We start from the raw sequence: 14,671 nt of genomic DNA on the forward strand, positions 1-14,671 counted from the left end.
GGGGTGATTGTTTAATAAACTCAAAGCACGATTTTAGCAATTTTGTGACTAAATGTTAATGTGCTTAAACTTAGTGTATGATATTGCGATAGAAGAGAAGAATGGAATCCAAAAGCTCCTGCGATAAAAAATTTCACTCCATTATGCAAAGAAGCAAGAGTCTTATGTTGCATAGAACGAGACGGTTGAGAAAAAAGAAAATGCCCCAATAATTCAGAAAAGCCAAGCGAAGAATAATGTTTGCCATTTTCATCTAAAAGAATACTCTGCGAATCAAGATAAGATTCCAATGCCTTACTATAAGCAAGTTTAGAAGATAAATTATCATTTTGTATTGTGTTGCAATGCTTCGAAGCTTTCTTTTGTTGCAGCGAATCATATTTGTGCGCGTATTGAATATCTTTATTAAAAATGTAAGATACTACAATATTAACGCCAAATTGCTTGCACATTTTAAGATAATGTTGTATATCTCCTGACATTTTTTCTTCTTTATGAATTAAGTAAATAAATATTTTCATGGGGCACTAACATTCTTATTAAATCGCTCAATGTTTGTTTTAAATCTTTACGTGACACAATCATATCAATTAAACCATGTTCAAGTAAAAACTCCGCAGTTTGAAATCCTTCTGGTAAATCTGCTCCAATAGTCTGCTTAATAACTCTAGCACCAGCAAAGCCAATCATTGCACCAGGCTCCGCTATGATAATATCACCCAAAAAAGCAAATGATGCGGACACTCCACCAAAAGTAGGATCAGCTAAAACCGATATATAAGGCAATTTGGATTCCGCAAGTTTATTAAGCGCAGCGGAGGTTTTTGCCATTTGCATAAGCGAATAAGTCGACTCCTGCATTCTTGCGCCACCACTTGTAGACACTATAACTAATGCTTGTTTCTTTGTGGTTGCACGATTAATTGCACGTACAATACGTTCTCCCTCAACACTTCCTAAACTACCGCCCATAAACAAAAAATCAAACACAATAAGTTGTACTTCTATACCGTAAATTAAAGCTTCGCCTGAAATTACAGCACTGCGACGTTTTGTCTTAAGGAAGTTTTCTTCAATCCTTTTTGTATAGCTTTTTTTATCTACAAAAGCCAAAGGATCGTTTGGCTCTAACTCCATATCATATTCCACAAAGGAATCTGTATCGCAGAGCAACTCCAATCTATCTAGCGCACTAATTCTAAAGTGATAGGAACACTTAGAACATACATGTGAATTTTCTATAATCTCTTTATTATAAATTAATGCCCCACAAGAAGGACATTTAGTCCAATGCGTTGTGTTATCCTTTTTTAATCTTGAATCTTCACGTTTAAAATTCTTTAAAAAATCTGAAAATCCCATTGTATTCCTTTTGCGAAGTAAACGATACCCTCAATGTATCACTGCATTTGAAAGAGTATCTACAATTTGAGAATTAACACTGATAATAATATATCTTTGATTATCAAAATATTTTTTCATACTTGGAATTGCTTGTAAATACTCATTAATATTTCCCTTGATATTCTGATTTTGGGCGAGATAAAATCCAGCCATACCGTCATATTTACGAACAGACGATGGCAACAACACAAATAAATATCTAAAACTAAACCCCAAACTCAAAGCAGTCGCGCCAAGCGAACGAAACTTCAATCCGCATTCCAACAACAATGCGACTAAGTCCGGATGATGACTAGCCTTTTCAAAGATTCCGCATTCTAAAACGGGATAGGCATAATTTGGCTCAAATCTACACGTAATGACTTTATGTTGAAACAATAACTGCATGAGATCTTGATTAAATAATGGAAGATACGTTTGTGTCTCCATAATGGTATTGCACATTTGCTTGATAGTAGCATAAGAATCCGATGAAGAATCATTAGAAAATTGACGATGAAAAAGCGAAGAAAAATCTATAGGCTGATAAGGCAAGCTATATGACGAATTGCTCCTTGATGAAGTTTTATTGTCAGAATCCAAAGATTCAAAGGGAACATAAAATCTAGTAGAATCTAACATAAACACACAAGGATTACTCACAATAGTTAAAAGCCTATCATTAAGATAGGAAATTTCACGAGAAACATAGTTGATTACGCACGCTTCACATACTCTTCCATTTGCATCGCATAACGCAAGGCTAGCACCATAATAGGGAATATTTGACTTAAAATTGCTACTACCATCAAGAGGATCCAGCACAATAGTATAAGGAGATTGAACATCAGACCGAAGAAACCCGCTTTCTTCAGAATCAATACTATAAATAGGCAATAAAAATTTACGAAATATTGCTTCTGCCAACAAATCTGCCCCGCTACTGCAATCACCCCCTGCACCAATTCCAAAAGATTCATAGAGGAGAGGATGCTGTACATGCAAAAGTCTTATGATTTCGAGTCCTGCTAAAACAACACGAACAAAAAACTCGTAATTAATCCCGTCTTGTATAGCTTCTTGTCTAAGGTTATCAGAAAAAGAATATGACGCGCCGTTATTCTCTGTATTTGTACTTGCATTTTTATATAATTGACTGCGGACGTTTTTCACTGAAAGAAAATGCACCAATTGCGTGAAACTAGCATTATCATATAGTACATTTTCACTTGCTATATCACAACAATACTTCTTTGAAAAAGAATATTTAGGGCAATTTATATTTGCAATATTATTTCCATAAGCAGCAACATTTGTATTATTTTGCGTGGAAAAAACTCGCATAAATTATTTGACCTTTTCTATATATTCACCTGTATCCGTATTAATACGAATTGTTTCCCCCTCTAGTACATGAAAAGGAATGGAAACAACAGCACCTGTCTCTAAAGTAGCTGGCTTTTTACCTGCACTCGAAGTATCTCCCTTGAAATTAGGAGGAGTCTCTATGATTTTTAATTCCATAATTTGAGGAACATTCACAGAAATTGCCCTGTCGTTATGTAATAAAACATTCACAGACATACTTTCAAGCAACCACTTTACACTTTCTCCAACCTGACGAGAATCCAAGCCTATTTGTTCATAAGTCTCGTTATCCATAAATTGATATAGCTCGCCGTCATAATAAAGGTATTGCATACTTCTTTCTAAAATATTTGGAGTTTCACACTTATCACCCGCATGAAATGTTTTTTCTATCACTTTCCCATCTAAAAAGCTCTTAATTTTTACTCGCACAAATGCAGGACCCTTACCAGGCTTAACGTGCTGATACTCTACAATTCTATAAGGAATCCCGTCCATTTCAATCTTTAAGCCTTTTTTCAAATCACCCATCTCTATCGTCATAAATTTCCTTCTTGGATGTCATGCATAAAATACAATAAATAAAGCATTATTCTATCTACTTAAGTTTAAAAATAAACTAAAAGTGACAAAGTTTTTAAGAAAATTTCTTAACTAAGTTACTCTACATATTTTTTTTACAGAAATTTCACAATTCTTACATCAGTCTTTTACATCACGACTTTACACTTTCAATATCTGTAACTATAAGGAGAAACAAATGAAAAAAACATTATTAGCCTGCATCACGGGAATGCTCTTAGCCCATACAATCACACTTAACGCACAAAATATCTATCCTATCACACGTGAAATGGGCTCTGGAACGCGTTCTGCTTTCGTAGAAATCTTTGGAATCCAAAAAGATATTAAAGGCAAAAAGATTGATTCTATAACCAAAAAAGCGGAGGTTACAAACTCCACAGGCGTTATGATAACAAGCGTAGCTAATTCGGAAAATGCAATTGGATACATTTCGCTAGGCTCTCTTAATGACACAATCAAAGCCATTCGCATTGATGGATTCTCTCCAAGCATTGAAAACATCAAAAATAAAAGCTACAAAATATCTCGTCCATTTAATGTTGTTATAAAGGCATCCACCCCTTTGAGCGATGATTTCTTACATTATGCAATACATGCAAGCGACATCATTCAAAAAGCCGGTTATATACCAACAACATCAAATGTAAATAAGAAAAATGCAAACCATACAGAGAGCCCAGCAGGCAAACTTATTATTGCTGGTTCTAGTTCAGTAACACCACTAATAGAAAAATTAGTTGAGAGCTACACAGCTAAAAATCCTCATGCGCAAATTGAAATTCAACAATCCGATTCAACCACGGGAATCAATTCTGTTCTTGCAGGCATTGCTGATATAGGTATGGTATCACGTGAAGTTAAAAAAAGCGAACTTGATAAAGGACTTCATGTAAAAATCTTAGCTATTGATGGACTAGCAGTGATTGTTAATAAAAATAACCCTATTAGCAATCTATCAAAAAACATTGTGGCAAAGATATTTTCAGGCGAAATAACAAGTTGGGCACAAATTAAGTAAGACCTAAAAGGATTGCAGTCATCAGATATGAAACTATTTGCATTTGACACAAAGGAATCTCTAATGCTCAATATTCATTCCTTTAAAGAAAGTTTCTTTGCTTTTCTCTTCGTCGTATGCGCAGTGGTATCAATCATTGCCTTAGGACTTATTTGTCTTTTTTTATTTATTAACGCCATTCCTACTGCCTATCAGATTGGATTCTATGATTTTATCTTTGGTTTGGAATGGTATCCCACAGAAGAGATTTTTGGTATATTTCCAATGATTATAGGGAGTCTGCAAGTAACCGCTTTAGCAATTCTTATAGGCGTTCCAATAGGCGTCTTAAGTGCTATATACCTTTCACAATTTTGTCCTAAAAAATATAAAGCCTTTATTCTTCCATCCATTGAGCTTTTAGCCGCTATTCCTTCTGTTGTGTATGGATTCTTTGGATTGGTTGTATTAGTGCCTTTTTTAGCAGAACTCTTTCATGGAATTTCAGGGAAAAGCATCCTCGCTGCTTCATTGGTGCTCTCCATTATGATTTTACCAACCATCATTTTAGTCTCAAAAGCAGCTTTAGACTCTGTACCTAATAGCTACCTTGAGGGGGCTTTATCCTTAGGTGCTAACAAGGAAAGCGGCGTATTTTTCGCTGTTTTGCCTGCAGCAAAGGGAGGCATTCTTGCCGCCGTAATATTAGGAGTTGGTAGAGCAATAGGCGAAGCTATGGCGGTGATTATGGTTGCAGGTAATCAGGTGCAAATTCCAGATTCTGTGCTTGATGGAATAAGGACACTAACGACAAATATTGTGCTTGAAATGGGCTATGCAGAGGGTTTGCACAGGGATGTACTTATTGCAAATGCAGCTGTACTTTTTGTTTTTATCTTGATTCTAAATCTTAGCTTTAATCTCTTATATAAGGAGAAATAATGCAAAGAAATACATTGGCTATCATCTTTCTCTGGGGAATGAGATTCTCTATTAGTAGCACGCTTCTAGTATTCTTGCTGCTTATTGGATTTATTTTCTCTAAAGGAATTTGGCATTTAAACTTAGAATTGTTTGCTTGGGAATATAATTCCTCTAATGTTTCAATGATGCCAGCAATCATTAATACAATAAACATGATTTTTCTCTCCCTTATCATTGCGATGCCCTTTGGAATCTTAGGAGCAATTTATCTTACCGAATATGCAAATAAAAACACAAAAATCTCTTTCGCCATTCGCATAGCTGCTGAAACTTTAGTGGGTATTCCAAGCATTGTGTACGGTTTATTTGGGTATCTAGCTTTTGTATTGTATTGTGGATTTAAGATGAGCTTTATTGCAGGTAGTCTCACGCTTTCTATTATGATTTTACCATTGATATTAAGGAGCTCACAAGAAGCCTTAAAATCTGTGCCTCTTGATTTAAGAGAGGCTAGCTTTGCACTCGGTGCTGGGAAATTGCGTACTATTTTTGCAATTGTCCTGCCCGCTGCAATCTCTGGCATACTTGCAGGTATAATCCTAAGTATTGGTAAAATCGTAGGAGAATCTGCAGCCCTACTTTATACTTCTGGAAGTGTTGCAAAAATAGCTTCACTCACAGATTCCGGACGAACATTAAGTGTGCATCTCTATGCAATTTCTAGTGAAGGACTACATATCAACGAAGCATATAGCACAGCTATGATTCTTATCATTCTTGTACTGGGAATTAATATTGCAGCAGGCTATATTGCAAAAAAACTTATGAAAATATAGAGGTAGTATGGATAAAAAAATTTGTTTTAACATTAAAGATATGAATCTATTTTATGGTGAATTCCACGCACTCAAAAATATCACTATGCAACTACATAAAGGGGAAGTGAGTGCATTTATTGGACCTAGTGGTTGTGGAAAATCGACTTTTCTTAAAAGTTTAAACCGCATGAATGATTTAGTAGAAAACTGCAAAATAAAGGGTAAGATTCTCTTTTTTGGCGAAAATATCTACAAAAAATACAATGTCAATGTCTTACGCAAAAAGGTTGGCATGGTTTTCCAAAAACCAAACCCCTTTCCTTTAAGCATCTATGAAAATCTTGTTTTCGGACCAAAAACACACGGCATAACGCAGAGAGATAAGTTAGATTCTATTGTCGAAGAATGTTTAAAAGATGTAGGATTGTGGAAAGACCTAAAAGACAGATTAAAGCAATCCGCTCTTAGTCTTAGTGGGGGACAGCAACAAAGGCTCTGTATTGCAAGAACACTTGCCGTAAATCCTGAAGTCATTTTAATGGATGAACCAACTAGCGCACTTGATCCACTATCCACGCTTAAAATTGAGGAACTAATCTCTAAACTCAAAAAAAACTATACGATAATCATCGTTACGCACAATATGCAGCAAGCGCATAGAATCTCTGATAAAGTTGCATTTTTCTTATTAGGCGAAATGATAGAGTTTGACAGTGCGCAAAAAATATTCAATAATCCCAAAAATACTAAAACAAAAGATTACATTGAAGGTAGATTTGGCTAATACAGTTTACAATACAATCTCGTATTGCAAATAGGGAGAATCACTTTGGTCTATATTTTAGAAGACGATAAATCAATTTTAGAACTCTTAACGTATGCACTAAAATCACAAGACATACAAGTCAAAGGCTTTGACAATCCTAGTGATTTTGACAAGGCAATTAAGGAGCAAATCCCCCAGATTCTAATCCTTGATATTATGCTGCCCAATCGTAATGGGCTTGAGATTCTTAAAGAACTCAAAAATAACCCGCACACAAAACAAGTTATGGTGCTTATCTTAAGCGCATTACATTGTGAAATTGACAAAGTAAAAGGATTGGATTTAGGGGCAGATGATTATATTGTCAAACCTTTTGGTGTAATGGAGTTTCTTGCAAGAATACGTGTTTTACTTCGTAGATGTGAAAATAAACAACAAGATTTCTGCATTGATGAACTAGAATTTTCAACATTAGAGCATAATGTCAAGCTATATGGCAAAGAGATAAAGCTAACACTTAAGGAATTTGAACTTTTAGGTTTTTTGCTCAAACATCCAAATCGTGCTTTTAATCGCGACTCTCTTTTAGAAACTCTCTGGGGCTATGGCTATGCAGGTGAGAGCCGCACACTTGACATGCACATCAAAACATTAAGGCAAAAGCTAGGGAAATGGGGAAAAAAGATTAAAACTGTACACGGCATGGGCTACAAACTAAAAATTCACAATAATTAATATGCGAAAAAAGATTTTTCTTTCCATTTTTCTTACAGCTTTAACTACGATAGTCCTAGCCAATAGTTGTTTTATAGTCCTTATGCAATCTCTACAACACAAACAAAAACTAAACGAACTCCGAAACTATGCGCAAAGCTTAGAATCTTCTCTTGCATTGCTTACTAAACAACACTTACAAACCTATCCTTACTACATTACATTAATCACGCAGGAAGGGGAAATTCTCTATGATAATACAATGTCTTGTAGCCATACGTTAGGAATTAAAGAAGCTTTCAAAGAAGGGGAATCTTACACTACAAGCTATTGTGAAGCATTGCAAACTACTATGATTCATCTTGCATATAAAACAACTTTTAACCATGTCCAAGCGGTACTTAAAATTTCTATGCCTATATATAATCTTTTAGACTTCCCCACTATGCTATATTTATTATTGGCAGAATTTTGCCTATGTGCAATATTAAGCTATGCTATGGCGCATATTCTTACAAGAAAAATTCTTGCCCCATTAGAATCTATGACGCTTACGAACTTCTTAGAATATGCGACTTATACAGAGTTTAAGCCTCTGATACAACAAATAAAAAACAAATATCAAATTATCACCAATCAACTCAAAGGATTGAAACAGAATCAAAATCAAGTCTTATTGCTCGCACAAAATATGAGTGATGGGCTAATTTTCTTAAATAAAATGGGAAAAGTCCTGCTCATTAATGAGCAAGCTAAAAAGTATTTCCCTGATATTATCGCCTCAAAAGCTGTGCGTAAATGCAAGGACAATGTCTTTATTCAACGTGTTATTTTTGCCCTAAATGAATATAAAAAACATAAGAGAAAAGAAAATGAATCCTATACAATGATTGATAAAGAATGTGAAGTTCTCTTTTGCCCCGTATATTCTAAGGATAAGTTAAAAGGTATGATTATTATCTTACGAGATATGGACGCCAAGCTAAAGGCACAAAAATTACGTAAAGAATTTAGTGCCAATGTAACGCATGAGCTCAAAACGCCGCTAACTTCGATTCTAACAAGCAGTGAAATGTTACAAAATAAGCTCGTTGCGCGAGAAGATTTCCCACATTTTGTAACTGTTATTCAAAAAGAAGCAAAGAGACTCCTAGAAATGATTGATGAAATCTTTAAGCTTTCATTTCTTGATGAAAAGCACCCTATTCCAATTACACGTATAAATTTACAACCTATCGCTCAAAAAGCCTTTGAAAGCCTCAAAATTATCGCTCAAAACAAACAAATCCGATTCTATACGCATTTGCAAGAATGCTTTGTAATGGGTAATGCAGAGCTATTGAATAACCTTATCACCAACTTATGCGACAATGCCATTAAATATAATAAGGCTGGCGGTTATGTGCATTTGCAACTTAAACATGAAGGCACACAAGTGGTATTGATTGTTGAAGATAATGGAATGGGCATTCCTAAAAATTTACATGAAAGGATATTTGAAAGGTTTTTTTGCGTAGATAAAAGTCGCAGTAAAAAACTTGGCGGCACAGGACTTGGACTATCTATTGTAAAATCAGTTGCCAAATTTCACAATGCAAACATTCGCCTAACTAGCGCACCAGGAGAAGGAAGCCGATTCTATATTACTTTTACACGAGTATAACGGTCGTATCCCAGATTCTAATAAGTAAGCTGCAGTTGAGATATATCAATACCGCTATTTTCTAAATTGGTAATAATATTATTTGATTGCGAATAAATATTTGTAATACCTCGCACACGAGAAATTAATGAATTACCAACAGAATCATTAGAATCAAAATTTCCGCCTACATGCAATGTAGTCATTCGTACTCCACCCAAACGGATGTCTTCTTGCTTTTTGTTAATCACAGGTTTTACTCCCCATGCGCTATGCACTACAATTGCTCTTTTTATCCCATTAATATCGACATGTCCTACATACAACATAATATGCCCCTTAAGCCAAATAATACTTCCAAACGGAATAGCATGATTCACAATATAAGCCTCTTTGTCTGCATTATTCATTTTAGAAATATCAACAAAATTCCCCCCAAACTGGGCCTGGGCTGCTGAATTTCTTGGTAAAAATACTCCAAATGCCGCGAAACTATCACGTGTAAAAGCACTACAATCCCGATTGCCAAGCAATCCTCCCCAACCATATTTCTGTCCAAGCATGCTATTAATAAATCCAGCCATAGTTTTATGAGTAAAAGGCAATGGGAAATCTGCAAAAAGCGACGGATTAAAGTCTACTTCGCGAATCTGCGCATAATTATTTGCGTCTTTATAAAAGGTAATAAGCTTCTTGTGTCTGCTATCATAGGGGAAAATTTGTCCAATACGCGCATCTAACGCCCACTGCGCATTGAAATAAAGCGGAATGAAATCTTTATTTGGTATCTTATAATCAGTGAACTGCAAAATCACACGCTCTAAATTCCTATCGACAAGAGCAATGGCACGTGTATCTATCCAACCAGAGACATACGGTCCTTGCACATGCGCAAATCTACCATCTTTGCTAAAATGCGTTATCACGACAGGAGTTCCCTCGAATACAAAGCTGTATTGCCATCTGTCAAAAGGGAAATCATTGATATTTTTATAACGAGGTTTATTAGTTGGAACGCCTCGTATAGAGGACGCTTTAATAACAATAGCCTTTTGAGGATTCTTTAAAAAAGAATCAAGATTCATATTGTCTATAATCTCTCGAAACTCCTCTAAAGTATTGGGCATAAGATTCTCCCCTATACCCAATAAAATTGTTATTTTTTTTTCCAGATTAGCAACAGCATTTTCATGTGCTTGACGAAGTTTGTTGTAGTTTTTTGCTTGTTTTTTTGGTGGATTATTCTTAAGTTTTTTCAATTCTTCTGCATAATTTAATGCGTTCTGAAGCGACGGTAAAATATAAAATACATTGGTTTTATCGGTAATAATCTTACTAGGATTCCATACCGCATAGAATTTTTGCAGATATGTTTCCTTGCCGTATTTTTGCATGACATCAAGAGCAAAATTGCTTACATCATTGTCTGTTGTGATGATTGTATTTTTAGAATCCAAAGAAAAGGGGGGGGATTGTGTATTGCTATTGGAGAGAATATGGGGATTAATGCTCTCGGCAAATACGATAATTGGAACAATCACAAATAGAAGCCCCATACATTGGCACATAGCCCTTACTCTCCTTAGATAGCAATGAACGCTCATATTTGTTATATTCATTATTCTCTCCTTGTTTTACCCGCCACTTATGATATATTCAAGCTGCTCTAAACCAATTAACACTTCACTTATATCTCCATTGCATTGGACAAGAATTAAAGGTCGCTTAAGTATCGAAGGATGGGCAATAATCATTTCTTTGCTTATATCCTGCGCATCTGCTATATTGGGGTATTCACTCTTTAGTTTTTTATAAGTCGTGCCTTTTGTATTAATAAGGCAATGTAATCCGCCCTTATTTTGCAAGGCAATATGATTGTCCAGAGATTCTAAAAATGTAAAACTAGGCGGACAATTTTTATAGTCAATAAACTCATATTCTATTTTGTGCTGCGCGAAAAATTCAAAAGCCTTTTTCATGCTATTGCATGTCTTAATGCCATAAACCTTAATATTGACTTGTTGCAATTTCGCCCTCCCTTAATAAAATCACAATGGGGATTCTTTAAAAACTTCCTCTATTAATTGCGCAAATTCCTCTCCTCTGTATTTATAAGAAAGATATTGATCTGTACTAGCGCAAGCTGGTGAAAGCATAACGGCTAAAGGATTCTCTGGAGACGGATCGCAATGTCTTTGCCGTATTCGCGTAAAAATTGCTTGCATAGCCCTCTGCAAAGTACCACAAAAGCAGACTATTATCCCGTATTCCCTACATGTAGAAGCGATATACTGCCCATCCTTACCTATGCTAAAAACTTCTATATTATGCTGTTTGATATGTGGATAAAGCATCTCTAATTGCGCGCCTTTAGAATCTCCTCCAAGTATTAAATAAAGAGTATGATTCTTATAGGATTCTAATGCGGCTAATGTAGCATGCGGATTTGTCCCTTTAGAATCGTTAATAAACAATATCCCATTGTGAACTTTTTCCTGCATTCGATATTCGCCAATTTGATACTCTTTAATACGAGCAACATCGCAAGGTAATTGTGCAAACCTTATGCCCCCCAAACTTACAGCAAAATCAAGCCTGAAAGGCTCTCTGAAAAGCTCTCTATAATCCCTAGTGATTCCAAAATATTCACAAAGATGCAAGGAATCTTGATAAAGAAAGATATTTGCTTTACATGACGCAATAATTTCCGTAGCAAATGGGAGTTGGCAAAGTTCCTGTGGAATAAGCGCGAAGTAACTTTTAGGATGTTCTGTTTTGTTCATAAGCATTAGTACTTTCAACTTATCTTTGATATAGTTTTCATAGCTACCATGCCAACTAATATGATCTTGACTTAATGGCAACAAAATATACAGATTAGGCAACGCAAAATGCGTCCAATGCAAACTAAAAGAGCTTGTTTCAAGCACCCAAATCATCTTGTCTATCTTGGGGACTCTCTTATAGAGCAAAGACTGCGGTAAAACATACTCGTTATTATGTTTCGCATATTCCATAAGCAAAGATAAAGCTGAATGAAAAACGTTCGTTGTATGCTGGTAATCTAAAAGCTCCGTTAAAGGTATCCCGATATTCCCTCCAGCTCTAGCTTTTAGCATAAGGGCAGTCATTTCCGTCGTCGTTGTTTTCCCATTAGTGCCACTAACCCATACGGTATAAGGGGCATCTGTCATAGCACCATTTTGCAGAAGAAAATAAATAAAGTCATATTCGCTAATGATATTTTTAAATAATGCAAGACAAGCAGTTTGAGGGCTAATCCCCGGACTAATAATAGAAATATAAGAGATCCTTTCTACTTGCAGTGTAACATCGTGTAATGGATAATAGTGATTCATAGAATCTAAAGCGCAAGTATCACGAGTAAATTTATCATCATAAATATGGCAAGTAACATTGTAATAGTTAAGCAATTTTACTAAAGCTTGAGTGGTGATTCCATAGCCCAAGATATTCACTATACTATTTTCTCTATGAGTATAAATTGTCTCCATAACGCGCTAACCCTTTAATACAATAAAAGAATAGTAGCATTATAACATTTTGAGCTTTAAATAGTAAAGCTTGTAGTTCTTGTAAGTTTAGAAAACTTTACTCCAAATAACCCCGCAATTTCTAAACTCAAAGATTCTATATCGTCCTTGCCACCTGTAAGCACAAGAGTCTCTAAACAATTATGAGAATCTACATGAATATGTGTTGTGCAAATAATACGTACTTTAGCATTATGTTGGATTTCATTTAGACGTTGGTTTAATCCATTATGATGATGATCGTAAATCACAACAAGCACGGCTAAAAAATCTTTACTATCACTTTCTATTTGCTGCCATTCAGAATCTACAAGCTTTTCGCGTATCATATCACGTATAAGTTCAGAGCGAGAGTGATAAGAATTTTGTGTTATTTTCGAATCTAATTCTTGCAACAAATTCGCAGGCAATGAAACTGAAAACCTTATAACTGTATTTGTATTTTTACTTGCTGGCATACAAACTCCTGATAAAAATTCACGCAATTATACACAAGCTACTAATTGCTAGGAATCTGTCTATCTTCATTGTTTCCTCATATAACTGTCGCTAACTACATATAGTAATAATAAATTGCAATTATGTTTGTAGCTTTTTGTAATTTTTCTCATACTTGGAATGGGAATCTACTCTATGAGATTGCGAAAATAAGCAAAGATAACTTTTCATGTCTACTATTTTTTTTTTTTTTTGTTTAGTTATAATTCGGTAATTTAATTAAAAATATATTTTTCATTATTTAATTAGTATATTTCAAGGAACAAATATAATGCCAAAAAATATTGTAACCAAACTAGCAATTATTGTAAGCACGGCTGTTTCAATTATTATAGCTACGTTAATAGTATGGAATATAAATTTAACAAAAAATACTTCACTAGAATACATATATGAATCACAAAAAAAACAATTAACTACTATTGATTTGCTCCTCCAAAGCTCTAATCACAACGCAAAAAAAGGAGTTGAAGGACTGAAAGCAATAATAGAATCTCTGCCTGATTCAGAGATAGATTCTGAAGAAAAGCTCATCAATAGTGTAGGAATAGTTGCGAATCATATTATTCAAGCCACAAATACAACCGCCACCTACCTCGGGTTATCAACAGGGGAACTCATCAAGAGCGAACAACAAGGGATAAGCAAGGGCGTGCCGTATGTCATAGCTGGGGGACGCAATGATCCTTCATACAATGCAGCAAGCAGACCTTGGTATACAGGTGCTATGAGCTCCAATAAACTCTTTCAAACAAACGTTTATGAGAGTCTGCTTACTAAACAGCTCTGCATTACCTACTCCATGCCTGTCTTTAGGAATGGAAAACCACTCGGTGTAGCCGCTATCGATGTATATTTGGGATCATTGCAAGCAATTTTTGACGAAATTGCTAAAACTGGCTCTTATATTTTTGCTCTTGATTCACAACATATTCCTTTCGTAGCCACAGACCGCAGTATCACAATGAAAGAATCTCCTCTATTCAAAGAGATTGCAAGAATTGCCGAAAGCACAGAAAGTTTTGAAGAATTTACCGTAAATGACAATGGGGCAAAAAAACTTGCACGATGCAAAGTCAATAGAGATTCTGATTTCGCACCCTATATATTATGCTCACTTAGGAATGTTGAGGACATTGAAGCCCCCATTATGCGGATGGGATATTTGCAATTGGCAATGGGCGTTCTTGCGGTTCTATGTATTAGCTGTATGATTTTCTTCACATTGAAATACTACCTACGTCCCATAAATAAAATCTCCAATGGGTTATTGGATTTATTCGCTTTCTTAAATCACGAGAAAAAAACTGTGCAGCCCATACAAGTCAACTCCCATGACGAACTAGGCAATATGGCAGAAGCCATTAATGCCAACATAGAAAAAACACAAAAGAGCCTAGAACAAGATTCTCATGCAGTTTC

The 14,671-nt window shown here is 35.3% G+C and carries 15 protein-coding genes; 7 read left to right on the forward strand and 8 right to left on the reverse strand.

Going from position 1 to position 14,671, the window contains the following annotated elements; genetic code table 11:
- Positions 1–20: 20 nt before the first annotated feature.
- From CQA66_RS01110 to efp, 4 genes are read right to left on the reverse strand one after another with little or no spacing between them, the layout of a single operon-like run.
- A complete protein-coding gene (locus CQA66_RS01110) occupies positions 21–482 on the reverse strand; it encodes a 23S rRNA (pseudouridine(1915)-N(3))-methyltransferase RlmH (RefSeq protein WP_233707686.1) in 462 nt (153 codons plus the stop codon).
- Between the two features lie 10 nt (positions 483–492).
- Positions 493–1,362 (reverse strand): acetyl-CoA carboxylase, carboxyltransferase subunit beta, encoded by an 870-nt coding sequence (accD, locus tag CQA66_RS01115; protein ID WP_104762646.1) that lies wholly within the window; start codon positions 1,360–1,362, stop codon positions 493–495.
- 30 nt (positions 1,363–1,392) lie between these two features.
- Positions 1,393–2,727 (reverse strand): FIG domain-containing protein, encoded by a 1,335-nt coding sequence (locus tag CQA66_RS01120; protein WP_115582524.1) that lies wholly within the window; start codon positions 2,725–2,727, stop codon positions 1,393–1,395.
- A gap of 3 nt (positions 2,728–2,730) precedes the next feature.
- On the reverse strand, positions 2,731–3,294 hold the full coding sequence (efp, locus tag CQA66_RS01125; protein WP_104762647.1) for an elongation factor P: 564 nt from the start codon (positions 3,292–3,294) through the stop codon (positions 2,731–2,733).
- A gap of 217 nt (positions 3,295–3,511) precedes the next feature.
- Here efp and CQA66_RS01130 point away from each other — a divergent pair, with 217 nt between their 5' ends.
- The 6 genes from CQA66_RS01130 (at position 3,512) to CQA66_RS01155 (ending at position 9,218) form a co-directional block, all read left to right on the forward strand.
- Positions 3,512–4,354 carry a substrate-binding domain-containing protein gene (locus tag CQA66_RS01130; RefSeq protein WP_104762648.1) on the forward strand — a complete coding sequence of 281 codons (843 nt, stop codon included), beginning with the start codon at positions 3,512–3,514 and terminating at the stop codon, positions 4,352–4,354.
- Between the two features lie 63 nt (positions 4,355–4,417).
- Positions 4,418–5,275, forward strand: coding sequence for a phosphate ABC transporter permease subunit PstC (pstC, locus tag CQA66_RS01135; protein WP_104762649.1), 858 nt, complete (start codon positions 4,418–4,420; stop codon positions 5,273–5,275).
- Positions 5,275–6,093: a phosphate ABC transporter permease PstA gene (gene pstA / locus CQA66_RS01140; RefSeq protein WP_104762650.1), complete on the forward strand. Its 819-nt coding sequence runs from the start codon at positions 5,275–5,277 to the stop codon at positions 6,091–6,093. Before pstC ends, pstA begins: the two co-directional genes overlap by 1 nt.
- A gap of 7 nt (positions 6,094–6,100) precedes the next feature.
- Positions 6,101–6,859, forward strand: a complete 759-nt coding sequence (gene pstB, locus CQA66_RS01145; RefSeq protein WP_104762651.1) for a phosphate ABC transporter ATP-binding protein PstB — start codon at positions 6,101–6,103, stop codon at positions 6,857–6,859.
- 45 nt (positions 6,860–6,904) lie between these two features.
- A complete protein-coding gene (locus CQA66_RS01150; protein ID WP_104762652.1) occupies positions 6,905–7,576 on the forward strand; it encodes a response regulator transcription factor in 672 nt (223 codons plus the stop codon).
- Position 7,577: 1 nt separating this feature from the next.
- Positions 7,578–9,218 carry a sensor histidine kinase gene (locus CQA66_RS01155; RefSeq protein WP_104762653.1) on the forward strand — a complete coding sequence of 547 codons (1,641 nt, stop codon included), beginning with the start codon at positions 7,578–7,580 and terminating at the stop codon, positions 9,216–9,218.
- Between the two features lie 17 nt (positions 9,219–9,235).
- Here CQA66_RS01155 and CQA66_RS01160 read toward each other — a convergent pair whose 3' ends face one another.
- The 4 genes from CQA66_RS01160 to nikR are packed head-to-tail and all read right to left on the reverse strand — an operon-like array spanning position 9,236 to position 13,209.
- Complete coding sequence (locus CQA66_RS01160; RefSeq protein ID WP_233707687.1) at positions 9,236–10,816, reverse strand: SH3 domain-containing protein; 1,581 nt, start codon at positions 10,814–10,816, stop codon at positions 9,236–9,238.
- 15 nt (positions 10,817–10,831) lie between these two features.
- Complete coding sequence (locus CQA66_RS01165) at positions 10,832–11,224, reverse strand: arsenate reductase family protein (protein WP_104762654.1); 393 nt, start codon at positions 11,222–11,224, stop codon at positions 10,832–10,834.
- Positions 11,225–11,245: 21 nt separating this feature from the next.
- Positions 11,246–12,712 (reverse strand): Mur ligase family protein, encoded by a 1,467-nt coding sequence (locus CQA66_RS01170; protein WP_104762655.1) that lies wholly within the window; start codon positions 12,710–12,712, stop codon positions 11,246–11,248.
- 56 nt (positions 12,713–12,768) lie between these two features.
- Entirely contained in the window at positions 12,769–13,209 is a 441-nt protein-coding gene (gene nikR / locus CQA66_RS01175; protein ID WP_104762656.1) for a nickel-responsive transcriptional regulator NikR, read from the reverse strand.
- Between the two features lie 311 nt (positions 13,210–13,520).
- Here nikR and CQA66_RS01180 point away from each other — a divergent pair.
- A partial coding sequence (locus CQA66_RS01180; RefSeq protein WP_220271755.1) for a PDC sensor domain-containing protein occupies positions 13,521–14,671 on the forward strand: 1,151 nt, incomplete at its 3' end.

Source organism: Helicobacter aurati (assembly GCF_003364265.1).
Lineage (GTDB): Bacteria > Campylobacterota > Campylobacteria > Campylobacterales > Helicobacteraceae > Helicobacter_A > Helicobacter_A aurati.

Bases quoted from the DNA above. Each gene is read 5' to 3' on its own strand.
- CQA66_RS01110 (WP_233707686.1), bottom strand. From the start codon at position 482: ATGTCAGGAGATATACAACATTATCTTAAAATGTGCAAGCAATTTGGC.
- accD (WP_104762646.1), bottom strand. From the start codon at position 1,362: ATGGGATTTTCAGATTTTTTAAAGAATTTTAAACGTGAAGATTCAAGA.
- CQA66_RS01120 (WP_115582524.1), bottom strand. From the start codon at position 2,727: ATGCGAGTTTTTTCCACGCAAAATAATACAAATGTTGCTGCTTATGGA.
- efp (WP_104762647.1), bottom strand. From the start codon at position 3,294: ATGACGATAGAGATGGGTGATTTGAAAAAAGGCTTAAAGATTGAAATG.
- CQA66_RS01130 (WP_104762648.1), top strand. From the start codon at position 3,512: ATGAAAAAAACATTATTAGCCTGCATCACGGGAATGCTCTTAGCCCAT.
- pstC (WP_104762649.1), top strand. From the start codon at position 4,418: ATGCTCAATATTCATTCCTTTAAAGAAAGTTTCTTTGCTTTTCTCTTC.
- pstA (WP_104762650.1), top strand. From the start codon at position 5,275: ATGCAAAGAAATACATTGGCTATCATCTTTCTCTGGGGAATGAGATTC.
- pstB (WP_104762651.1), top strand. From the start codon at position 6,101: ATGGATAAAAAAATTTGTTTTAACATTAAAGATATGAATCTATTTTAT.
- CQA66_RS01155 (WP_104762653.1), top strand. From the start codon at position 7,578: ATGCGAAAAAAGATTTTTCTTTCCATTTTTCTTACAGCTTTAACTACG.
- CQA66_RS01160 (WP_233707687.1), bottom strand. From the start codon at position 10,816: ATGAATATAACAAATATGAGCGTTCATTGCTATCTAAGGAGAGTAAGG.
- CQA66_RS01170 (WP_104762655.1), bottom strand. From the start codon at position 12,712: ATGGAGACAATTTATACTCATAGAGAAAATAGTATAGTGAATATCTTG.
- nikR (WP_104762656.1), bottom strand. From the start codon at position 13,209: ATGCCAGCAAGTAAAAATACAAATACAGTTATAAGGTTTTCAGTTTCA.